Here is a 21,589-nt window from a genome sequence, read left to right as displayed (position 1 = left end):
GCTCAACCCACCGCACACGGCAGCCGTTTGATCCCGTGGAAGAACGAGGACCGCAGCCGGTCGGGCGGCCCGGTGACGACGAGGCCGGGCACGCGTGGGTACAACTCTTCCAGCATCACCCGCAGTTCCAGACGGGCGAGCTGAGCGCCGAGGCAGAAGTGCACTCCCCCGCCGCCGAACGCGACATGGTCGGGCCCCGGGCCAGACCGCCCCCGGGTGATGTCGAACTCGGCGGCCCGCTCGAACATGTCCTCGTCGCGGTTGGCCGACAGGTAGTGCATCAGCACCCAGTCGCCGGCCCGGATGTGCTGGCCGCGGATCTCCACGTCGCGAGTGGCGGTACGGCGGAAGTGCATCACCGGGGTGGCCCAGCGCAGCAGTTCCTCGACGGCGGTCTTGGCCGCCTTACGATCGCGGGCCAGCAGCGCCTGTTGGTCGGGGTGCTCGGACAGCGCCAGGATGCCGTGGCTGAGGGTGTTTCGAGTGGTCTCGTTGCCGGCGATCGCCAGCAGCAGGAAGAATTCGTTGAGCTGGTCGCGGTTGAGCCGGTCGCCGTCGACCTCGGCGGCGAGCAGAGCCGACAGGATGTCGTCGGTGAGGCCGTGCTTTCGCCGGTGTTCGACCAATTCGCCGCAATAGGCGAACATTTCGGCGGCCGCCTGCCCGAGCGCCTCGGGTGTGGGAGCGTAGTCGGGGTCCTCGATGCCCAGGCTTCCGATCGCGTTGCTCCAGCGGAAGACGTCCATCCGGTCCGCGGCGGGCACACCCAGTACCTCGGCGATCACCTGCAGCGATATTTCCGCGGAAACATCTGTGACGGCGTCGAATTCGCCCTTGTCGGCGATGTTGGCGACGATGTCGCGGGCGACTTGGCGCATCCGCGGTTCCAGACGCAGCACATTGCGCGCGGTGAAACCCTGGTTGATCAGCTTGCGGTAGTGGATGTGTCGCGGCGGGTCGATTCCCGGCAGCATCGCCGAGGTCGGCGCCGCCTCGACCGCCACCAGGGTGTTGCCCTTGCTGCTGGTGAACGTCTCGGTGTCGCGACTGACGAGTCGCACATCGGCGTGTCGGGTCAGCAACCACGTTCTGGGCAGTCCGGACAGGTACACCGGATGCACTGGCGCGCGGGCCCGCAACCTGCGCAGCGCCTCGAACGGAGCACCGGCGAGATACGTGTCCGGGTCTAGCACGGCGGCGGCGTCGCGACCGGAAGTGCTGTCGTGATTTTCGACAATCAGCGACCCCAGCTTCGGAATGCTCATCGGTGCTCCGCGCGCGCCTTGATACCGGCGATGACGACGTCGAGTCCGGCCCGGAACCGCGATGCGGGCTGACGCTTGCCGCGGGACTCCTCCAGGCTGATCGAACCGAGCAGATAGGTGTACAACACCGAATGTGCCGCGGCAACACCGCTTTCGACTAGTCCGGCTTCGGCGAGAAGGGCGCGGCTCAGTTTGTCGAGGCGGCGGGCGCGTTCCCCGCCGCCACTGGTTTGCAGGACGCCGGCGACGCCGGGGACGTCGAGCAGCACGTCGCGTGCGGCACAGTAAAGCTCGGTGAGCCGGGTGTCCCAGGGGCCGGCTTCGGGTTCGGGGATGTCGGCCAGAACGGATTCGGCGAGCAGGTCCAGGGCGGCCTGCTTGCCCGGGACGTGGTAGTACACCGATGGGACCGCGGCGCCGAGTTCGGCGGCGAGCTCACGCATCGTCACCTGCTGCACGCCCATCCGCCTGGCCAGGTTGTGCAGGCACGCCACCACCTGGGCGCGGTCGAGTTCGCCGTAGGCCCGCCGTTCCGTGGAGGTCATTGAACCCGCCTATTCGAGCGGCGTTCGAAATGATTCGAGCACTGTTAGAATCTAGCGCGATGAGCGCCGTCGCCGCAAAGCTGTCGATTGCCACGCCGGTGGTGACCATGTTGCCGGGGGTCAGCGCCGACTGGGAAAGGCACGCCTCGGTAGAGGACCTGGCTCAGATCGCCGAAGCCGCGGACCGGCTCGGCTACCACCACCTGACCTGCAGCGAGCACATTGCCTTGCCCAGAGCCGAGCAGCGGCGCCGCGGGACCCGCTATTGGGATCCGTTGGCCACCTTGGGCTACTTGGCCGCGCGCACCCAGCGCATTCGGCTGGCCACTAACGTGCTGGTGCTCGGCTATCATCATCCGCTCGAAATCGCCAAGCGTTACGGCACTTTGGACGCTGTCAGCGGCGGCAGGCTAATCCTCGGTGTGGGTGTCGGCAGTCTCGAAGACGAATTTCATCTCATCGGCGCTCCGTTCGCCGATCGTGGAGCCCGCGCCGACGACGCGTTGCGAGCGTTGCGCTCGGCGCTGTCGGTATCCGAGCCCAGCTACCATGGCCAGTTCTATTCCTTTGACGGCATGGTGGTCGACCCGTGCGCGGTCCAGTCGCACGTCCCCATCTGGGTCGGCGGACGCACCGTGCGGTCACTGCGGCGAGCCGCGACGCTGGCCGATGGGTGGGCCCCGTTCGACGTGAGCCTAGGGCACGTCCGAGAATGGTTGAGCCGCTTCGAACTTCATCCGGGATTCGAAGTGGTGCTGACGCCCCCGGCGCCGCTGGACCCGATCGGCGAACCCCAGTTGACCCGCGACGTCCTCGCCGAGACCGCCGCGCACGGCGCCACCACCATCTGCGCCACCTTCGTGCACACCTCGCGGCAGCACTACCTAGAAAGCCTGCAGGCTCTTACCGAACTGGCCCCTCTGGAGTGGCGAGCCGCTCCGCGCGCTTATTCCCCACGAAGGGTTGACATTTCATCGTCATGACGAATCTGTGATGTCGTTAGCGGACCGACCAGGACGGCGCATGGCGGGTCACCGTAGGCGGTATCGCCGGCGCAGATCCTCCCCGGTGACCGTGTTGCCGGCGGCGTAGTCGGGTCGGCCCGGCGAAAGTCATCTACCAAGCCAGGCGCACGTAGCGCGCGCAGGGTTTCGTTCAGCGACTCCAGGTCGTCGGGCGACATCCTGACCGCGGTGACGCGGCCGTAGCGGGTTGTCTGGATGCTTTCGTGTTTGGTATCAGCCTCATCGACGAGCGCAGAAATCTTGTCCTGGCCTCAGTCAGCGGCACCATTTTCTGGTCAACAGTCACCCGAAGATCCCGTGCTCTGCACAGGTCAGATCGAACGGGGCGCCCCGCGCGTGCCGGACGCCGGTGAGGGCGCGCGGCAAGTCGTCACGGTGCCGAAACGGTGGCAATCTCGGCCTGCTCTTTGACTTCGCAAGCCGACCATGAGCACACTTCGCCAAAGACGCGATCGGTTAGGGCGCCGCCGCGAAGCAGAACTCGCCGGCGAAATGGGCGCGACTACGGTATGCGGGTTGGTCGGCTCACCGGTGGCCTCACGAATGTATTCGCCGATTTGACGCAGCGAGCGGCTGGCCTCGGGCACCACTGGTGCGGCCAGCTGAAAGACATGAATCTGGCCCGGCCAGATCCGGACCTCGGCCGGCACACCAGCAGCCGCCAACTTGGCCGCCGCCAACCGCGCATCGTGTAGCAGCACCTCGGAGCCGGATACATGGATCAGCGTTTGCGGCAGGCCGGGCCGGATGTGATCCAACGGCTCATAGATCTCTTCGGGCATCTCGTCGACCGAGTGCTTGGTAGCCGCGCTGGCAACCCAGGCCGTCAGCGCATCGAAAGCCGTAGCGGGAAACATCGCGTCGGTGCTGATGTTGGGATGTGCTTTCTTGGGTTCCTTGGCCAGCTGCAGCAGCGGTGAGATTGCAACCAATGCTGCCGGCCTTTCGCCAAACTGCTGCAAACGCTGCGCCAATGCCAGTGCCAAATAGCCACCCGCTGAGTCACCGGCCAACACGATCTGGTCGGGCTGGTACCCGTGCCGACGCAGCCATCGGTATCCGTCGTAACAGTCATCGAGCGCCATGCTGAGCGAATGCTTGGGAATCAGCCGGTAATTGACCACCAATACCGGCGCGTCGGCGGAGTGCGACAGGGCATTGACCACCCCGCTGTGCGAGTTTGCCCCACAGGTCAGGAATGCGCCGCCATGCAGGTAGAGCACTACTCGCCGGGTGCCATCCGCAGGCAGCACTGCCGGTGCGCGAACCAGCAGTGCGCTGGCGTTGGGTAGCTTCACCCGAGCACGGACCGTGCCCGGCGTGGGGAGCAATACCCGGCACGCGAAGTCGACCAGGCCAAACGGCCACGGCGCATGGGGGAGATGGCTAACCACGCTGATAACGGGCCGGATCGCACACCGCGCTGCCAATGACACCAACCGGGCCGGTGCACTTGGACCCGTCTCGACGATCTCGGCGGCGGCTTCGTCGCTGAGAGCGGCGGCTTCGTCGAGCTGCAATCGATGTGCAGCCGTCCTTGCAGGTTCGCGAAGAGCCTTTGCCGGAAACCCGGGCAGGGTTGTCAATGGTGCAATCAAGCTCGACGCTTCCTTTACAGCATGGTCAAATCACAATACGCGTGTATAGTATTCTGCAATGGATGCATAGCGCAAGACTTCCTTGTGGCAATATTTGATCAGGTACACCATGCCGCACCCGTCCTGCCGATGAGCTCGCCCGGCGCCTCGTGATAGATGCGCCGGGTCAAAGCTTTTGCCGCCACCGCCCCTTCACCGCAAAGTGCACTGCGGGACAGGCACATTCGGTTATCAACACCCACAGGGCGGGCTGCGCCGAAAAATTCGGCTTAGAACAAAGACTCGGCCCAGCTGCCTTGCGGATAGGGCGGAACCTGGCCGGCGAAGGCTCCGTCGGTGGCGACGCACAAGAGATCTGAGACAGTCCCCGCGTTCGCCACCGTCTTAGTCTCCGCCCCTGGCACGACGCGCAGTACCACCGCTTGCCAGAAATAGGTGATGCCGCCGTGTTCGTACCAAACAAACCAGTCATTGTCGCGAGAGCCGGCCCGAATCAGACGCCGAAACGGCAACGTCGGATCGGTGACCGCGTCGGTCTTGTTGAAGGGCGCGCCGATATCGGCGATCGGCGGCAGAATCTGACGAAGTTCCGCGGGCAGCTGGGACACTGACTGCACTTCCTGGACCGGTGTCGCAAGCGTGCACTGCGTATCAGGCACTGCCCCAACGGGTGCCGACATCGCGATAGCCAATGACACAACGGCCATCAGCGTCGCCGTCGACATCCGTGGTGCGAGAAACCGCCGCGCCGTCATCTGATCCGCCTACTGTCGCCTGTGCCACCGAGGCTATCGCCGATCGAGCCCTCGCCATGGCCAATCCGGGAAACCGATGGCGGTAGGCTCGTGGACCAAGTGGAGGTGAGTCGGTGAACGCCAGGGACCAGGTATTGATCACTGTCGCCGAGCTGGCCGGCCGGATCCGGTCCGCCGAGCCGGTCACCCTACTGGACGTGCGGTGGCGATTCGACGAGCCGGACGGGCATTCGGCTTATCTGCGGGGCCACCTACCCGGGGCGGTCTACGTCTCGCTGGAAGACGAACTCAGCGACCACACCGTCGTCGGCCACGGCCGTCACCCACTACCCTCGGGGCGCAGTCTTCAGGCGGCCGCGCGCCGCTGGGGAATTCAGCGGGACGGCCTGGTCGTGGCGTATGACGACTGGAACCGGGCCGGTTCGGCGCGAGCGTGGTGGGTACTCACCGCGGCCGGGGTTGACAATGTCCGCATCCTCGACGGCGGCCTGGATGCGTGGCGGTCGGCTGAAGAACCGTTGGAGACCGGACCGGTGACGCCTCCCGCCGGGAATGTGCTTGTGCGCCATGATGATCTTGCTGCCGGGCGACGGCCTACCTTGACCGCACAGCAATGCGGGTCAGGCGCGGTGCCGCTGCTGGACACACGGGCGCCGGAGCGCTTTCGCGGCGATGTGGAGCCCGTCGACCCGGTTGCCGGTCACATTCCCGGCGCGACAAACCTTCCCAGTGCCGCCGTACTGGATTGCGACGGAATGTTTCTCGACCAGGATGCGCTTACCCGGCTGTTGTCCGGCCGCGGCATCGATCCCGACGGCCCGGTGGGCGCCTACTGCGGATCCGGTATCACCGCTTCCGTCACCGTCGCCGCGCTCGCCGCGATGGGTCGTGAGGCGGCGCTATATCCCGGATCGTGGTCCGAGTGGAGTTCGGATCCGACCCGTCCGGTCGCTCGCGGCGCCGGATAGCCGGGCGCGCTAGGCGCCGGTCCAGTTCTGCAGAAACGCCTGGGCAACCAGTGCGGCGTTTTCGACCGCGATCTGCTTGTAAAGAAAGAACTGGAACGGAAAGCCGGGCAGGTTGAGCGGATCACCGGGGCCGTCGGACATGCCGCGGATGCCCAGAAACGGTATGCCACGCGCGTTGGCGACCGCCTGCGCCGCCGCCGTCTCCTGGTCGACAGCGTCGAAGGCCGGTTTCTGTACCGGTATCTTCAGGTTGCTGAGCAAGCCGTGGGCCAGGAACGGCAACGCCGCGTGCGGAAAGTTACCGGTGTAGAGCAGCGAGCGGTCCGGCGCCGAGCAGGGCTGACAACCAAAAATGTCGCCGCCGTTGGGGATACAGGGAAATGCCTGGCCGTTGTTGTTGTCGCTGCTGGAGCCGTCGCCACCGACGAAGAGTTGTGTCTGCCGCCCCAGGTTGACCAGTGGCACGGTGGGTACGTGCTTGCACAGGCAGGCGGGATTGCCGAGATTGTTGACGTTGCCCAGGCTGACGGCCAACGTCTGCGCCGCGGCCAGCATGCCGGGATCGACGGCCTGAAATGTCGCGCCGTTGTCCAGGGTCCAGCGCGCCGGGATGGCCACGTCTCCTATCGCGGTGCGTCCGGCGCCGCCGGCGACACCCGAAAACACCACCGCGCCAACGGCAATTCCGGACGAGCAGGTGAAGCGATCCACGGCGATCTCGGTGGTGCGGGTGGCGTTGACCAGCCCGATACCGGTCATCGCCACTATCACTCTCTTTCCGGCGATCGACCCGAGGTAGAAGCGCCGATGGTGGTCGACGACAACCGGGTTGGCGTCAAGCATGGTGTGCGACAACACCGCGTCGGCTTCGGCGGGAAAGGCCGACAGGATCAGCGTGCGCTGTTGACATGGGCTCACTGTCGCGAAGCCTCCGGTGTCGGCCCTGGTGTTCGACGAGACCGCCGCGGCGCCCAGCAACAAGGCGGCCACCATCGCACACGCAGCCAGGAACCGCTCGAGCACGATCCCCCTATCCCCGGCGGAACTTCGTCGGTCGCGGGTGCCAGGACACGCTGTCTCATGGGTGGTGTGGCTTAGATTTTGGCGCTACCTGACGTAGCGGCGGACATTCGTTATGGATGTTTTTCGCCAACGATTCCGTGTCGTTATTCGGGGGCTGGCGTCGGAGCTGCCGCCGAGTGAGCGAACGTGTCGGCGGCGCTACAAGCGCTCGACGACCAGCTGCGCGAACGCGTGGTTGGTCGAGACCTGTCCGTCGGGCATTTTGATGTTCGGATCGTAGAGCTGCAGGCTTATCCCGTCGACCTTGTCGCCGTTCTGATGGCCGACGAAGTAATTCGTCGTCTTGCGTATCGTGAGCACGCCGTCGATGATGCTCTGTTGCGAATAGCGCGGATCTTGAAGCGAACCCAGGATCTCCATCTTCTTCTGGTCGACATTCCAGAAGAACGCATAGCCCGGAGCCGAATAGGCGGCCGCCTGCTGCTCCGGCGTCAGCTTGAAACCAAACGAGGTCAGCGACCAGCCATCGATGCGATACGTGCCCGGATGCAGTGTCAGGTATCCGTTCGACTTGTCGTACTTGATGTAGCCATGCGCATCCAAGTTCACGTCGTTGAAGACCCGAACATTGACGCCGGGCTTCATCGGGACGTTGGCCAAGCCGCGTTCGGTGAACGCTCCCCACAGGCGCGGGTGAGATGCTGCGCCGCAGGCCGTTACGGCCAGCGCCACAGCGACGGCCAGGAAGAACAACCTGTGTCTCAACATGCCTCCCGGGTGGATTCTTTTCAGAGCAGCGGCCGGCCTGCAATTGCCGCTGACACTCTTTCCGCCATCCAATAGGCAATGGCCATGGATCGCTGTCCGTTCGCAAAACCGATGCCTTCGTAGACCACTTCGCCGACCGCCGCCGGCAGGCTGACGTTCTGCGAGCGGTGCCGCCAGGTCAACCGATAGGACGCTCCGGCCCGCTGGATCCGCAAATCGAGATCCCCGGTCAATTCGCCTGCGGCGTCGAAGTATTGCACACGGTAATCGCCGGGGAAGCCATTGGACGTATCGCCCCTGGCCCGTCCCGAACCGATCCCGCCGCTCGACCGGACCGAACCAGAAGAGACATATCGTGCATTGATGATGCCGGCTTCCTCGGAGCTGATCTGATATTCGGCAACACCGATTACCCGGGTAGTGATCATGCCCAGCATGGTAAGCCCGGCGTGCATGTCTTCGGCCCAAATAGCAGAGCCGAAGACTAAGCTCACGAGACCCGGCCGACCAAGGAGGCGCATCCGATGGCAGCTGTCCCCGCACGCCGTCCGCTCTGGAAACCGTTGGCCACCTTCTGGTTGATCCTGTTCGTCGCCGCGTGCTCGTCGAGTACGCAGACGGGCGGCGGCGCCTCGTCGACTACCCCGGCCAGAACCAACCCGCTTGCCGGTGTGACGGTGCCCGACGCCTTTACCCCGCTGACCGTTGCGCCAATCAGCCGCCCGACATTTCCCTTCCCCGGCAGTGACGGCAAGTATCACTTGGCCTTCGACGTGCAGATCACCAATGCCACCGGGGTGCCGGCCAGCCTCACCGCCGTCGATGTGGTCGATGCGCAGGATCCCAACAAGGTGCTCGCCACGTTCGCCGGCCCGCAGTTGGTCGACCCCGCCTGTAACTATGGAAACTGCAACCGATTACGACAGCTCACCCAACAGCCCTCCCCCGACTTCGGCATTGCGGCCCAGACATCGCGGACGCTGTTGCTGGACTTCACGCTTGACACGTTGGCGCAATTCCCGAAGGCAGTCATGCTGCGTCTGCGTGGCACCGGGGTGACCAACCCGGCGGTGAGTACCGAACCCGGCCCGATGGACACCCTAGGTGCTCCGTTCGATATCTCGGCCGGCACCCCGCGGGTGATCAGCCCGCCACTGCGGGGCAACAATTGGGTCGCCTTCAACGGCTGCTGTGATCCGGGCTGGGCGCACCGCGACGCCATCATGCCGGTCAACATGAAGCTGAACAACAGCCAGCGGTTTGCGATCGACTGGATGCACATGGACGACCAGGGCAACTTCTACACCGGAGACCGAACCCGCAACGAGAGTTACGTCTCGTACGGAGTTCCCGTCTACGCGGTCGCCGACGGCACCGTGGCCTCCACACTCGACACGGTCGAGGCCAACGTACCGGGCATCCTGCCGGCCTCCGATCCTGCCCTGGCCGCCAAGATGACAATCAACACCATCGACGGCAACCACATCGTAATGGACCTCGGTGACGGCGTGTACGCGCTCTACGCGCACCTCATCAAGGGCTCGTTGCTGGTCAAACCCGGTGACAAGGTCAAAAAGGGCCAACAGATCGCCAAACTGGGCAACACCGGCAACTCCAACGCCCCGCACCTGCACTTCCAGCTGATGAGCGGTCCGTCGCTGCTCGAAGCCGACGCCGTGCCCTATGTGCTGGACGCCTTCAGTTACCAAGGCCAGGTGAGCACCACCTCGGTGTGGAATGCCGACAACTACCTCAGCGGCTCGTTCTTCGGGCCAGAGCGACTGCAGGCACCCGAACTTCGCTCCAACCAGCTGCCGCTATTGCTGGCGATTACGACTTTTGCATAAGACCGGCGAAAGGACCCCGCCCGTGGACATCTTCACCGAATGGCACAGCGGCGGAACACAATTGCGTTGGCGATCGACCACCGCCGCCAACGACGGCGCCGAAGTGTCGGTGTTCAGCCGCCGCTGCGGCACACCCGGGGCGCCGGCGCTGGTGCTGGTTCATGGCTTCCCCACGTCCAGCATCGACTACTTCGGGTTGGCGGGTGCGCTGGGCTCGGAGTTCGACATATTCGTGCTCGACTTCCCGGGCTACGGGCTGTCCGACAAGCCGTCGGCGCCCTACGTGTATTCGTTGTACGACGACGCCCGGCTGCTCGTTCACGCCATCAGGCGGGTGTGGCAGCTGACCGAGTTCCGGATGCTCACCCACGACCGCGGCAGCAGCGTGGGCATGATCGCGCTGGGCATGCTGGCCGCCGAGGACCCACCGGCACTGCCGCTGAACGTGATCATCACCAACGCCAACATCTACCTGCCGCTGTCCAACCTCACCGCGTTCCAGACGGCGCTGCTCGACGCCGCGACCGGGCGGGCCACCGCCGCGGCGACGACGCCCGAGCTGCTGGCGGCCGGGCTGGGAGCCAGCACCTTCATCCCGCGGCGGACGCTGGACGACCCGGAGATCGCCGCGCTGGCGAAGTGTTTTGCCCACAACGACGGGATCTCGGTGCTGCCCGACACCATTCAGTATCTGCATGAGCGGGCTGCCGACGAAACCCGTTGGCTCGAAGGGCTTTCCACCATGTCTCTGAACACCGCGCTGGTCTGGGGGCTGCATGACAGCGTGGCGCCGCTGCGCGTCGCCAACCATGTCTGGCAGGCGTATCTGAAAAACCAGCCGGGGCGCAGCCGCTACTGGGTGATGCCCGGCGCCGACCACTATCTGCAATGTGACGCGCCCGCGGAATTGGCCGAGATCGTGCGCCTCACCGCCGGCGGGGAGGACATCGGGCTGCAGACGCTGGGGAACCGGCCCGAAGGCGCGGTTCTGGTCGACCAGAGCGACTAGCGTCGCAGACGCCATCGACCCACACTGCGGCGATTTCGTCAGTTCGGTGGATCTGCCGTCGACCATCCCCACGCACGCCTTTGCCGCTCGGTGACTCGGCATCCGAGGGCCGTAATCTGCAACAGTGACGAATCCACTCGAGGAGCTATCGCTCGAGCAATTGCAGCGCCGCACCAGCATGAAATGGCGTGCTTACCCGGCCGATGTCCTGCCGCTGTGGGTCGCGGAGATGGATGTCAATCTTGCGCCGACGGTGGCCGCCGCCATCCACAGCGCCGTCGACCGCGGCGACACCGGATATCCCCACGGCACCGCCTATGCCGAAGCGGTGGCCGAGTTCGCCTCGCAACGGTGGGATTGGCACGATCTGGAGGTCGGCCGCACCGCGATCGTGCCCGACGTCATGCTCGGAGTTGTGGAGCTACTACGGCTGGTCACCGAGCGCGGTGACACGGTCATCGTCAATTCGCCGGTCTACGCACCGTTCTACGCGTTCGTGTCTCACGACGGCCGGCGGGTGATCGAAGCGCCGCTGGGTGTTGACGGCCGGATCGATGTGGACACGTTGCAGCGGGCCTTCGCGCGCGCCGGTGGCTCCGGCGGGAGCGTCGCCTACCTGTTGTGCAATCCCCACAACCCGACCGGCGCCGTGCACACCGTCGACGAACTAAGCGAGATCGCCCGACTCGCACGCCGGTTCGGCGTCCGGGTGGTGTCCGACGAGATCCATGCTCCGCTCGTCATGAGCGGGGCGCGATTCACGCCGTACCTGAGCGTGCCTGGTGCCGAGAACGCATTCAGCCTGATGTCCGCCTCGAAAGCATGGAATCTCTGCGGGATCAAAGCCGCTGTGGCCATCGCCGGTGCCGAAGCAGCAACCGATCTTCGCCGCATGCCCGAGGAAGTCAGTCACGGACCAAGCCACCTCGGTGTCATCTCGCATACCGAAGCATTTCGCAGCGGCGGCGATTGGCTCGACGCCGTGCTGCAGGGCCTGGATACCAACCGAACGTTATTGGGTGATCTGGTCGAGCAACACCTTCCCGGGGTGAAATACCTTTGGCCGCAAGGCACTTACCTGGCCTGGCTGGACTGTCACGCACTCGGTTTCGCCGAACGGGCCGCCGACGGCCTTGCCGTGGTGTCGGACCTGTCGGGTCCGGCCAGCTGGTTCCTGGACCACGCCCGGGTGGCGCTGAGTTCCGGCCACGTCTTCGGAACGGGCGGGGACGGGCACGTGCGCATCAATTTCGCGACCAGCCAAGCCATCCTGACCCAAGCCGTATCGCGAATGGGCCGGGCGCTGGCCGACATACATTAGTCAGCTCTGGGTTGACGGAGCTACTCCGTTTCGTCGTCGTCGCCTCCATCGCGGAGCAGTTTCTCGGGATGATGCATGGTGGTGCGGGGTTGGCCGCGGTCCAGGTGGGGTGGCGGGAGCCATTCGGTGTCGCCGTGGGTGTTTTTGCGGGTGGTCCAGCCGTTGTCGAGCAGTTTGTGGTGGGGTCCGCAGGCGAAAGTGAGTTGGTTGATGTCGGTGGTGGTTGACTCGGCGAACGGAATCACGTGGTGGACTTCACCGTAGTAGCCTTTGACGTCGCAGCCCGGGGCTGAGCAGCCACGCTCCTTGGCGTACAAGACGATTCGCGTCCGGGTGAGGCCAGCCGCTTGCGGTGATAGAGCGCCACGGCTTTGCCTTGATCGAAGATGGCGAGGTAATGGTGGGCGTGGCGGGCCAGACGGACCACATCCGACATCGGCAGGATGGTGCCGCCGCCGGTCAGCGCATTGCCGGCGGCCGCCGCCAAATCCTTGAGCGTGGTGGACACGATGATGCTGGCCGGCAGCCCCGTTGTGTTGGCCCAGGTCTCCGGAGGCCAGCAGGGCGCGCAGCCCGGCGGTGAGCCCGTCGTGGTGGCGTTGGGCGGCCGAGCGAGTGTCATGCTGAATCGCCTCTTCCGAGGGCGCGCCATCGACCGCCGGCTGCTCGTCGTCGGGGTTGCACATGCCCGGGGCGGCCAGTTTGGCCAGCACCGCTTCCAGGGTGGCGCGCAGTTCGGGGGTGATCAGCCCGCGCAGCGCCGACATGCCATCGGCTTGCTGGCTGCCCAACATCAGTCCGCGTCGGCGCGCCCGATCCTCATCGCGGTAGGTGCCATCGGGGTTGAGGCAATCGGCGAGGGTGGCGGCCAGCTCGGCGAGCTGTTCGGGGCGAAACTGGCTGGCTTGGCGGGCCAGCTGGGCTTCGGCGCGCTCGCGGGTGGCGTGGTCGACCCAGCCGGGAAGCTGCCGGCAAAACCGGCGGATCACCGTGATGTGCTCGGCGCCGAGTTTGGCGTCGCGTTGGGCGGTGGCGGTGGCGGCCAGCGCCGGGGCGATCGGCCGACCGGACAACCCGCGCCGCGGCCCGAGATCGGCAGCCACATTAATGCGCCGGGTGGCCTCGGCACGGCTGATCAACGTCCACTCGGCGATCGCATGCGAGAGTTTGCCGCCTAACTCTGCGGCGCTGGCTTGGCGGGCCAAATGGTTGATCGGCTGATGCTGGGGCACCGGGATGCGTCGGCGCACCTGTTCGCAGCGCTGCAGCAGCGTCAACCATTGCGCGGCGCTCAACGCGTCAAAGTTCAGGCCCGCCACCACATCCAGCGCCGCATCCAACCTGTCGAAGGCCGCCGTGACCGCCTGCCAATCCATAGCACCTAACCTATCGGCGGGCACCGACAAGACTCGGGCAAAAAACGACTGCCGAACAATCGATTTCACGCTTCGCTCAGAGCGAACAGCAGCGCTTCCCGTCGCGCGGCTAACGGTGCGACAAGGCCGCGCTTGGGCTGCGGCTACCTTATGCGCAACATCCCACGGCGCACAACGGTTTTGCCGTGCAGTGCAGGCTCTACGCAGATATTTCAGTAGACGGGCGGCGCGGGCGAGGTGTGTCGAGCACGCCCGCGGTGCAGCAGGTGCATGAGAAATCCGGTTAGTCCTAACCGCGGGCGCCGCGCCGATCCAGGCCCTCGATGACCCAAGTGGCCCAGTCGATCTCGTGGCGAGTCCACCGTAATCCCTGCTCGAGAACCGCGCGGGCAAAGAAGCTGTCGTCATCGTCGGACCAGTCGTAGGCTTCGCGGATCTGCTGGTAGTGCGCATGCTCCTGCTCGGCCAGCGACAACAGTGATTCCACATACTTACGCGCCTGGTCGGGAGGCAGCTGGCCGAGTAGAAACACCCGCAACAACGCAGCGTTGCGAATGGGCGGATCCTCCTGCGGAGAAGTGATCCAGCGATTGAGCTCCGCCCGGCCCGCATCGGTGATCACGTACTCTTTGCGCCCCCGCGGCCCCGTGTCGGACACCCTTATCAGCCCGGCGGCAGCGAGCTTGTTGAGCTCGCCGTAGAGCTGACTCTGGGTAGCCGGCCAGACGTTGTCCATCGACAACTTGAACCGTTTCAGCAGGTCATAGCCACTACCTGGCTCCTGGGAAAGCAACCCCAACGCGGCATGTCGCAAGCTCACCAGACCATCTTAACTATCCATCATTGACATGTCACTAGTGAGATGCCACTATTCACATGTCATAATTGGATGGTCGATAACGCGAGGAGTTCCAGATGAGTCACACCCCCCGCCCTCACCTGCCGGCCCCTTCCGATAACGACAACGACGCTCAGCCGTCGAAGGGCCGGCCGGAGGCACACCGCCGGGCAGGCGTGATCGACTCGTTTCTGAAGTCGCCCTTCGCCGGAATCGCACCGTGGGCGCTGTTGTCAATCCTGTCCGGACCGGGCCGCTTCGAGGAAGCGGTGGTCGCCGCCCTGGGGTTCTCGTTGCTCGTCATGGTTGCCGGTGTCATCCGGGGCATCAAGGTTCACACGCTGGAGGTCTTCGGTGCGCTGTTCTTCGCGGCGCTGGCCGTCGTCGGATTGGTCGCGACCGACAACGTGATCCGTTGGCTGGAACTGTGGTCCGGCGAGCTGACCAACATTTCCCTGGCCGGTTTCGCCTGGCTGACGCTGCTGATCCGCAAACCGTTCACCATGGCCTACGCCAAAGACACGACGCCACAAGAGTATTGGGACAGCCCGCTGTTCGAGCGGATCAATGCCGTGATCACCGCCGTGTGGGCAGGCGCGTTCATGTTCGCCGCGGCGGTCGGCTTTGTCGGCGACTATGTCTTCCACGACCCCAGCAACTTCTGGACGGGATGGATCCTGCAGCTGGCGGCCATCTTCTTTGCGGCGGCGGTCACCAAGTTCTACCCGGATTACGCCTCGGCCAAATTCGACCTGGCCAACGGAGAACCGGCCCGGCTGCCGTCGACCATCGGGCTCGTCGAGTGGCTGCCCACGTTCGTCGTGGTCACCGGGATCGCGGGCCTGGTCACCGACTCGGTGGATTTCGCGGTGGGTATGGCGCTGATCGTGATCGGCAGCGTGGCATCCGGTCTCATGGTGAAACTCTTCGCCGCGGACAAGAAGCCCTGACGCGAGCCGATGCCGTTGGTCCACAACGGAACCAGGGCCCGGGCTGCGCGCCACCGCTTGATCCGCAAGCGACTGATGAGAACTTCTCGACGCTAGGCCATTCGGCTTTACATATCACCGCTACCGGGCCACCGGTCCGCGCCGCCGGTGGCGGCCAGTACGGCCTCAGCCAGTTCCGAGCGGCACACCACCAGGTCCGGAAGCTTCGGGTCCGCCCGGTTGTACGCCAACGCCGATCCGTCGATGCGGGAGGCATGCAAACCGGCGGACCGGGCGACCGCCACCGGCGCGGCGGAATCCCATTCGTACTGGCCTCCGGCGTGCACGTAGACATCGGCCGACCCTTGCACCACCGCTGCGACTTTGGCGCCGGCCGAGCCCATTTCGACCAGCGTGCCGTGTAACGCGTCGCGGACGGCCAGCGCGATTGCGGGCGCTCGGGTGCGCGACACCACGATGCGTGGTCGTCCGGATGCGGTGGGCGGCGGCTGAACGTGCGGTGTCGCCAGGGTGATGCCCTGCGCCGGCAGCGCCACGGCACCGGCAACGAGCTCATCGGTCTGCCACAGCGCGACGTGAACCGCCCAGTCCTCACGTCCGAGTTCGGAGAACTCGCGGGTACCGTCGAGCGGGTCGATGATCCACACCCGCGCCGAGCGCAACCGCACCGGGTCGTCGGCGCCCTCCTCGGACAGCACCGCATCGGCGGGACGCTGTAGGGCCAGTGCTTGCATCAGAAAGTGGTGAGATCGCTTGTCCCCCGCCGACTTTCGCTCGCTCGCCGCGGCGTCGGCAAATTCCTGCCGGATGTGGAGCAGAAGCTGCCCGGCCTCGGTGGCCAGCCGCGCGGCAAGAGCGTGATCATCCATGGCGAACCGTTTTCCGGATGGGTTGGCAATCTGTGCCAAATTACCGCACCGCGGGTCGGCTCATCGCCGTCCGGGCGGGCCGGATCGTCATGGCAAAGTGGACGCAAAGCGGACTCAGAGGCCGAACTGGTCCTCGATGATGCCCAGCCACACCTGGGCGCAATCGATGGCCACCTTCTCGCTGATGAAGGCGTGCTGGGTCCCGGTGTACATGTCACGGAACGCGCGCTCGAGACGACTGCCTTCGCGGATCGAGCTCGTTCCGGCGACCAGGTGCGCCCACTCCGCGCAGCTTCGTGCCGTATCGGTGGCGAAGACCGCGGCCGCGCGCAAGTCGGCCCGCAACATCGGCGTCAGGTCGTCACCGGCGGCGACGGCGGCTTCGGCGGTGGTGACCGCGTCGAGTACCAGCAGGCGGGCGGCCCGCCACGCCGCGACGTGATGTGCGAGCCCCTTCTGGAAGGTTTGGCGGCTGGCCAATGGCGCCATGTCGCTCATCCGGTACTTGGTGGCCGCGAGGTCGACGACGTCGTCGAGCATGCTCTTGGCGACCCCGAGTGCCCACGACGCGTGACCGGCGGCGGTGACGGGCATCAGGCCCATGCGGGTGGCCGGCGAGCTCCCCCGGTACGGCTCGCGGGTGAACAGCGGAAACGTCCGGCCGTGCGGCACGAACACATCCTGGGCGCTGTAGTCATAAGACCCGGTTCCCTTGAGCCCCTGCACATACCAGCCGTCGTTGAACTGGATGTCGTCGCGTGGGACCACGGCCACCTGCATGTCGGGGATGCCTTCGCTGATCCAGCGCATCTCGCCGTTGTCCATCGGGAAAAACCCGGCGGCGATGTACTGCGAATGGCCAATGCCCGAGCCGAAGCTCCACGACCCGCTCAACCGGTAGCCGCCGTCGACGACGGTCCCCTGCCCATTGGGGAAGAATTGGCCGCCCATCGTGACATGGTTGTCGTGCGCGCTGAACACCTCGGCGAAGCCGTCGTCGGGCAGATAGGTCGCGGCGGCGAACCGCGACGGCAGGTTCGCAATCCCGATCCAGCCGAAAGACCCATCCTGCCAAGCCATTTCGATCCACATCTCGATCATGTCGGCTAACGGCGGCTCGACCCCGCCGGCGGCGACGGGACTGAGCGCCGACATCAGCCCGGTAGCCCACATCGCATCGACGATCGGATCGGTCAGCGTGCGCTTGCGCTCGGATTCGGCGGCCTCGGCTCGCACCAGATCCCGCATCCCGCGGGCCAATGCGACGACCCGCCCGCTCGCTTCAGCTGTCGACGTCATGGGGGTTCCTGTCACTCGTCTCACTCGGGAAAGCCGAAGAGCCGGACGACGCCGTGGTCGCGTCCGGCCGTGTAGCCGCCGTCGACGGCAATGGCCTGACCGGTGACGAAGGATGCCTCCGGCGACACCAGAAAGGCGGCCATGGCCGCGACCTCCTCCGGGCGGCCCAGCCGCCGCAGGGCATGCTCGGCGACGATCGAGGCCTGCGGGCCCTCCATACCCGGCATACCGAAGACGCTGTCGGTCATCGGCGTGGCGATGAAGCCCGGGCAGATGGCGTTGGCGCGGATACCGCTCGGCCCGTAGTCGAGCGCAATGTTCTTGGTCAACAACACCACACCGCCCTTGGCGGCGTTGTAGGAGCTACCGCCGGCGGTCCCTTCCAGACCTTCGATGCTGGCCAGGGTGACGATGGAGCCGCGCTCGCCGTCGACACGGGGTTGCTCGATCATCCTGGCCAGCGCGGCCTTGGCCACCAGAAAGGTCGCGGTGAGGTTGGTTCCGATGACCCGGTCCCACTCGGTGCGCGAGAGCAGGTGGACCGGGCCGCCGCCGGCGACCCCGGCGCAGTGAACGACCCCGTCCAGGCGGCCCGGCACCGCGTCCATGACGGCGGCGACGGCGGCCTCGTCGGTCACGTCGGCCGAAACGAAGGTGAATCGCCCGCCGAGGTCCTCCTGGGGGGCAACGAGATCGGCGCCGACGACCGAGCCCCCTTCGTCCAGCAGCCGGCGCGCGGTCGCCAAACCGATGCCCGAGGCCGCACCGGTCACGACGAATGTGCTCGCACGGGCACGTTCACCGTGGGCCACGGCCGGTCCTCTCCGGACGTCGGTGGCCCGCGACAGCGAGCCGGTTCCTCGGCACCGCTAGCTTTCGAGCGTCTTCGCGCAGGCGGCCAGAATCGCCAGAAAGTTCGACCGCAACAGCGGGCGGGTGACCGCGGCCAGCAGGTTGCCGCCGGCCCGAGCCGGATGGGTGTAGGTGGTCAGCCAATCGACATGGGTACCGTCGCCCGCGGGAGTGAACGTCAACGTCCCGCCCTCGTGATTGAACGGCGGAAACGAGCGCAGGATGAGGTAGGTGTAGCTGTGCGGCCGATCAAAGGCGGTGATCTGCTCCCGAAACCAGGTGCCGAGTGCCACCACGTCACGCACCGCACCCGGCCCCGTCGGGGCCGAGTCCTTGGTGTAACCGGCCCGGAGCACCAACGGGGCGGCGGTCAACGCGTGCGGGTCGGCCAGCCAGTCGAACACCTTTTCCACCGGCGCTGCGATGGTCCGCTGCACGTGAATCTCGACCATGAGATCTCCTGTCTGGCCGCAGCCGCGTACTCCCGCACATGCTAGACGCAGCAGAAATTCCGCCCGGCAAGCGCCCGCGAACCACCGGCACCGAGGTCGGATGAACGTCGCGTCCCGCCGCGCCCACGCAGCTGTCGGCCGGCCCAGCTGCCCGGCGCAGCGGCATGGCAGGCTTGCCGTAGCAGACGAGCTCACCGTGCCGCCCCGAAGGAGCTGACTGATGGATGTCCTGAGAACACCGGATGCCCGGTTCGAAAATCTCCTCGGCTACCCGTTCGCACCGCACTACGTCGATGTGGCGGCAACCGACACCCAGGCGTTGCGCATGCACTACCTCGACGAGGGTCCAACCGACGGGCCGCCGATCGTGCTGCTGCATGGCGAGCCCACCTGGAGCTACCTGTACCGGACGATGATCCCGCCGCTCGCCAAGGCCGGCAACCGGGTGCTGGCACCCGACCTGATCGGCTTCGGCCGCTCCGACAAGCCAACGCGCATTGCGGATTACACCTACCTGCGTCATGTGGAATGGGTGACGTCGTGGTTCGAGAATCTCGATCTGCACGACGTGACGCTCTTCGTGCAAGACTGGGGATCATTGATCGGTCTGCGCATCGCCGCGGAACAGGATGCCCGGGTAGCGGCTCTGGTGGTGGCCAACGGCTTCCTTCCCACCGCGCAGCAGCGCACCCCGCCCGCCTTCTACCTCTGGCGGGCTTTCGCCCGCTACTCCCCCGTGCTGCCCGCGGGCCGCATCGTCGACACCGGCACCGTGCACAAGGTCCCGGCCGAGGTACGGGCCGGCTACGACGCTCCGTTCCCCGACAAGCGGTACCAAGCGGGCGCTCGGGCCTTTCCCCAGTTGGTGCCAACCTCGGCCGGCGACCCCGCGATTGCGGCCAACCGGGCCGCCTGGGACGCGCTGGGCCGATGGGAGAAGCCATTCCTTGCCATCTTCGGGAAACGGGACCCGATCCTGGGACGAGCCGACCGTCCGTTGATCAACCACATCCCGGGCGCGGCGGGCCAGCCGCATGCCCGCATCAACGCCAACCACTTCATCCAGGAGGACAGCGGACCGGAGCTGGCCGAACGCATCATTTCCTGGCAGCAGGCCGCGCGATGAGCCCCCGACAGAATTCGTCGTCATCGGTGACCGAGCCTGCCGGTGCCCGGCGTGACCGCAACGAGATCGCGGCGTATCGGATCGCCGCGCTGCTGATCGGCGTGGGCACCATCCACTTCGTGGCGCCCAAACCTTTCGACGACATCATCCCCGCGGAACTGCCCGGAAACCCGCTGCTCTACACCTACGTATCGGGTGTCGCCGAGTTGGTCATCGGGGCGCTGTTGCTGCCGCGACGCACCCGGCGATTGGCCGCGCTGGCGGCCGCGGGGCTTTTCGTGGCGGTCTTTCCGGGCAATCTCAACATGGTCCGGCTGTGGTGGGACAAGCCCTGGCCGATGCGGATCATCGCGCTGGCGCGGCTGCCATTGCAGCTTCCGATGATCACCACGGCACTCAAAGTCAGCCGCACCAGTTAACTCCCACACCAGCGGCCGTGTCAGCCGGCGCTTCAGGAATGAACCGAAGTGCTTGCGGTAGCCAGAGGTTCAAAGCCCAGCGCTTCGGCCCTGGCGCGAAGACGCGCCATGAATTCGTCATGACCGGCCGCGTCGCCGCGCGCCAAGGCATAACGGTGACGGCCAGCCAGTGCCATATCATCTCACCAAAGGCGAAGCTGTCGTCGACGGCCGAACGGGCCAGTTCGATGGCGCCGTCGAGATCTCCTTGTCGCACTTTGTGTCTGGCGATCTCGGGCTCGATGACGGCGATCGCCAAGCTGACGAAACGCTGTCTCGCCGCTGACTGCCGCGCCATGACCGGCAGCGCGAGGCCGTCGTCGCGGTGGGCGCCGCCATGGTGGATTTGCATCAAGCCGTGTGAAAGTCGGGCGAACCTCAGAACCAGTTCGTCGCCGGTCTGCTCGGCAATACGTAGTGCCTCGGCGGTGTGAGCCAAGGCGGTCGTGTCGGCAGCCAAGGCGCCGAACGGAATTGCCAAGACGTGTTTCCACATGATGTTCATGACGTGGATCGTGGGATCGATCGGGCCGCCATCGCGATGGCCGCGTCGCTATTGGCTTGCCAGCCCGCCATTCCCAGGCAGATTCCGGCAAAACCCTTGAGGCCCGTTGCCATTGCCAGCCGTGAACCGAAGATGAGACCGCCTTTCGTCGGATCTCCGGCGGCCAGATCGACGGCTCGCTGCGCCATGCGTCAGACCTCCCGGACCTCGCCGGCCTCTAGTTTTGCGTAGCACCCCGCCCACGGCCAGCAGCCGGTGCGCCGGCACCGGCACGTCAGTGCCCTTGATCTGCCCCAGCTCGTAATCCCGTAGGACAGCGGCATTTTCGAGCAGGCGTCCGGTCGATTCGCTGATCATCACACCGCCGGGCGGGGCGGCGGATTCCATCCGCTGCGCCATCACCACCGGTTCGCCGATTGCTGTGTAACCCGCTGGGCCGGAATTGATTTCACCGGCAATCACCTGGCCCGAATTGAGCCCGACCCGCAACCGCAAAGCCACCCCGTCATCGCGTTCGATATCGCCGGCAAACGGCTGGATTTCGCGCTGAATGGCCACCGCCGCCAGACACGCCCGCAGCGCGTGATCTTCGAGTGCGGCCGGCGCCCCGAACACCGCCATGATGCGTACTCCGCCGACCGGGCGCTGCGGGTCAGTGGCTCACCGCATTCGCTGCAGAACTTCGCGGTGGCGGCCACCGCGCTGCCACACGATCGGCAGGACGCGTCCGCTGCGACGGT

The 21,589-nt window shown here is 65.8% G+C and carries 21 protein-coding genes and 3 pseudogenes; 8 read left to right on the top strand and 16 right to left on the bottom strand.

Features of this window, described 5'->3' with window-relative positions:
- Positions 1 to 2: 2 nt before the first annotated feature.
- Positions 3 to 1,265 (bottom strand): cytochrome P450, encoded by a 1,263-nt coding sequence (locus BST40_RS03790; protein ID WP_083153492.1) that lies wholly within the window; start codon positions 1,263 to 1,265, stop codon positions 3 to 5.
- On the bottom strand, positions 1,262 to 1,810 hold the full coding sequence (locus tag BST40_RS03785; RefSeq protein ID WP_075545487.1) for a TetR/AcrR family transcriptional regulator: 549 nt from the start codon (positions 1,808 to 1,810) through the stop codon (positions 1,262 to 1,264). Before BST40_RS03785 ends, BST40_RS03790 begins: the two co-directional genes overlap by 4 nt.
- A 59-nt stretch (positions 1,811 to 1,869) precedes the next feature.
- Between BST40_RS03785 and BST40_RS03780 the strand changes: the two genes are divergently transcribed.
- Positions 1,870 to 2,793: a TIGR03619 family F420-dependent LLM class oxidoreductase gene (locus BST40_RS03780; RefSeq protein WP_083153490.1), complete on the top strand. Its 924-nt coding sequence runs from the start codon at positions 1,870 to 1,872 to the stop codon at positions 2,791 to 2,793.
- Between the two features lie 572 nt (positions 2,794 to 3,365).
- On the opposite strand, the pseudogene BST40_RS03770 reads toward BST40_RS03780, so the two are convergent.
- Positions 3,366 to 4,433: pseudogene (locus BST40_RS03770) on the bottom strand (alpha/beta hydrolase fold domain-containing protein); the annotation flags it as partial.
- A gap of 269 nt (positions 4,434 to 4,702) precedes the next feature.
- Positions 4,703 to 5,041, bottom strand: a complete 339-nt coding sequence (locus BST40_RS03765) for a hypothetical protein (protein ID WP_083153530.1) — start codon at positions 5,039 to 5,041, stop codon at positions 4,703 to 4,705.
- 260 nt (positions 5,042 to 5,301) lie between these two features.
- Here BST40_RS03765 and BST40_RS03760 point away from each other — a divergent pair, with 260 nt between their 5' ends.
- The gene (locus tag BST40_RS03760) at positions 5,302 to 6,156 is read left to right on the top strand and encodes a sulfurtransferase (protein WP_075545485.1); all 855 of its coding nucleotides are present in this window, start codon (positions 5,302 to 5,304) and stop codon (positions 6,154 to 6,156) included.
- A gap of 9 nt (positions 6,157 to 6,165) precedes the next feature.
- Here the strand turns inward: BST40_RS03760 and BST40_RS03755 are convergent, their stop codons facing one another.
- The 3 genes from BST40_RS03755 to BST40_RS03745 form a co-directional block, all read right to left on the bottom strand.
- Entirely contained in the window at positions 6,166 to 7,179 is a 1,014-nt protein-coding gene (locus tag BST40_RS03755) for a 5'-methylthioadenosine/S-adenosylhomocysteine nucleosidase family protein (protein ID WP_240316447.1), read from the bottom strand.
- Between the two features lie 198 nt (positions 7,180 to 7,377).
- Entirely contained in the window at positions 7,378 to 7,932 is a 555-nt protein-coding gene (locus BST40_RS03750) for a hypothetical protein (RefSeq protein WP_240316448.1), read from the bottom strand.
- Between the two features lie 35 nt (positions 7,933 to 7,967).
- A complete protein-coding gene (locus BST40_RS03745; protein WP_244174279.1) occupies positions 7,968 to 8,468 on the bottom strand; it encodes a hypothetical protein in 501 nt (166 codons plus the stop codon).
- A 3-nt stretch (positions 8,469 to 8,471) separates the two neighbouring features.
- Between BST40_RS03745 and BST40_RS03740 the strand changes: the two genes are divergently transcribed.
- The 3 genes from BST40_RS03740 to BST40_RS03730 all read left to right on the top strand — a co-directional run bounded on the left by BST40_RS03740 (position 8,472) and on the right by BST40_RS03730 (position 12,124).
- A complete protein-coding gene (locus BST40_RS03740; RefSeq protein ID WP_083153486.1) occupies positions 8,472 to 9,794 on the top strand; it encodes a M23 family metallopeptidase in 1,323 nt (440 codons plus the stop codon).
- A 22-nt stretch (positions 9,795 to 9,816) separates the two neighbouring features.
- Positions 9,817 to 10,803 (top strand): alpha/beta fold hydrolase, encoded by a 987-nt coding sequence (locus BST40_RS03735; protein WP_083153484.1) that lies wholly within the window; start codon positions 9,817 to 9,819, stop codon positions 10,801 to 10,803.
- Between the two features lie 178 nt (positions 10,804 to 10,981).
- The gene (locus BST40_RS03730; protein ID WP_083153528.1) at positions 10,982 to 12,124 is read left to right on the top strand and encodes a MalY/PatB family protein; all 1,143 of its coding nucleotides are present in this window, start codon (positions 10,982 to 10,984) and stop codon (positions 12,122 to 12,124) included.
- A gap of 20 nt (positions 12,125 to 12,144) precedes the next feature.
- Here BST40_RS03730 and BST40_RS03725 read toward each other — a convergent pair.
- Together BST40_RS03725 and BST40_RS03720 are read right to left on the bottom strand one after the other, a co-directional pair.
- Positions 12,145 to 13,500 (bottom strand): annotated as a pseudogene (locus tag BST40_RS03725) (HNH endonuclease signature motif containing protein).
- Between the two features lie 289 nt (positions 13,501 to 13,789).
- A complete protein-coding gene (locus BST40_RS03720) occupies positions 13,790 to 14,320 on the bottom strand; it encodes a PadR family transcriptional regulator (RefSeq protein WP_083153482.1) in 531 nt (176 codons plus the stop codon).
- A gap of 95 nt (positions 14,321 to 14,415) precedes the next feature.
- Here BST40_RS03720 and BST40_RS03715 point away from each other — a divergent pair, with 95 nt between their 5' ends.
- Positions 14,416 to 15,288, top strand: coding sequence for a DUF3159 domain-containing protein (locus tag BST40_RS03715; protein ID WP_083153480.1), 873 nt, complete (start codon positions 14,416 to 14,418; stop codon positions 15,286 to 15,288).
- Positions 15,289 to 15,395: 107 nt separating this feature from the next.
- Here the strand turns inward: BST40_RS03715 and BST40_RS03710 are convergent, their stop codons facing one another.
- The 4 genes from BST40_RS03710 to BST40_RS03695 all read right to left on the bottom strand — a co-directional run bounded on the left by BST40_RS03710 (position 15,396) and on the right by BST40_RS03695 (position 18,760).
- Positions 15,396 to 16,157 (bottom strand): 3'(2'),5'-bisphosphate nucleotidase CysQ, encoded by a 762-nt coding sequence (locus tag BST40_RS03710; protein WP_083153478.1) that lies wholly within the window; start codon positions 16,155 to 16,157, stop codon positions 15,396 to 15,398.
- A gap of 114 nt (positions 16,158 to 16,271) precedes the next feature.
- A complete protein-coding gene (locus BST40_RS03705; protein ID WP_083153477.1) occupies positions 16,272 to 17,456 on the bottom strand; it encodes an acyl-CoA dehydrogenase family protein in 1,185 nt (394 codons plus the stop codon).
- 20 nt (positions 17,457 to 17,476) lie between these two features.
- Positions 17,477 to 18,268, bottom strand: a complete 792-nt coding sequence (locus tag BST40_RS03700; RefSeq protein WP_075545477.1) for an SDR family NAD(P)-dependent oxidoreductase — start codon at positions 18,266 to 18,268, stop codon at positions 17,477 to 17,479.
- Between the two features lie 57 nt (positions 18,269 to 18,325).
- On the bottom strand, positions 18,326 to 18,760 hold the full coding sequence (locus tag BST40_RS03695) for an SRPBCC family protein (protein ID WP_083153475.1): 435 nt from the start codon (positions 18,758 to 18,760) through the stop codon (positions 18,326 to 18,328).
- A 220-nt stretch (positions 18,761 to 18,980) separates the two neighbouring features.
- Between BST40_RS03695 and BST40_RS03690 the strand changes: the two genes are divergently transcribed.
- Positions 18,981 to 19,886 (top strand): haloalkane dehalogenase, encoded by a 906-nt coding sequence (locus tag BST40_RS03690; protein WP_075545475.1) that lies wholly within the window; start codon positions 18,981 to 18,983, stop codon positions 19,884 to 19,886.
- Positions 19,883 to 20,305 carry a DoxX family protein gene (locus tag BST40_RS03685; protein ID WP_425270689.1) on the top strand — a complete coding sequence of 141 codons (423 nt, stop codon included), beginning with the start codon at positions 19,883 to 19,885 and terminating at the stop codon, positions 20,303 to 20,305. Before BST40_RS03690 ends, BST40_RS03685 begins: the two co-directional genes overlap by 4 nt.
- Here the strand turns inward: BST40_RS03685 and BST40_RS03680 are convergent.
- The 3 genes and pseudogenes from BST40_RS03680 to BST40_RS33110 all read right to left on the bottom strand — a co-directional run.
- Complete coding sequence (locus BST40_RS03680; protein WP_142276703.1) at positions 20,289 to 20,783, bottom strand: hypothetical protein; 495 nt, start codon at positions 20,781 to 20,783, stop codon at positions 20,289 to 20,291. The two genes, BST40_RS03685 and BST40_RS03680, sit on opposite strands and share 17 nt — an antisense overlap.
- Before the next feature lie 114 nt (positions 20,784 to 20,897).
- On the bottom strand, positions 20,898 to 21,464 hold the full coding sequence (locus BST40_RS03675) for an adenylate/guanylate cyclase domain-containing protein (RefSeq protein ID WP_373420091.1): 567 nt from the start codon (positions 21,462 to 21,464) through the stop codon (positions 20,898 to 20,900).
- A gap of 2 nt (positions 21,465 to 21,466) precedes the next feature.
- A pseudogene (locus BST40_RS33110) lies at positions 21,467 to 21,547 on the bottom strand (hypothetical protein); the annotation flags it as partial.
- Between the last annotated feature and the right edge of the window lie 42 nt (positions 21,548 to 21,589).

It is taken from the genome of Mycobacterium persicum (genome assembly GCF_002086675.1).
Classification (GTDB): domain Bacteria; phylum Actinomycetota; class Actinomycetes; order Mycobacteriales; family Mycobacteriaceae; genus Mycobacterium; species Mycobacterium persicum.
This window is presented reverse-complemented; position numbering and strand designations above follow the sequence as displayed.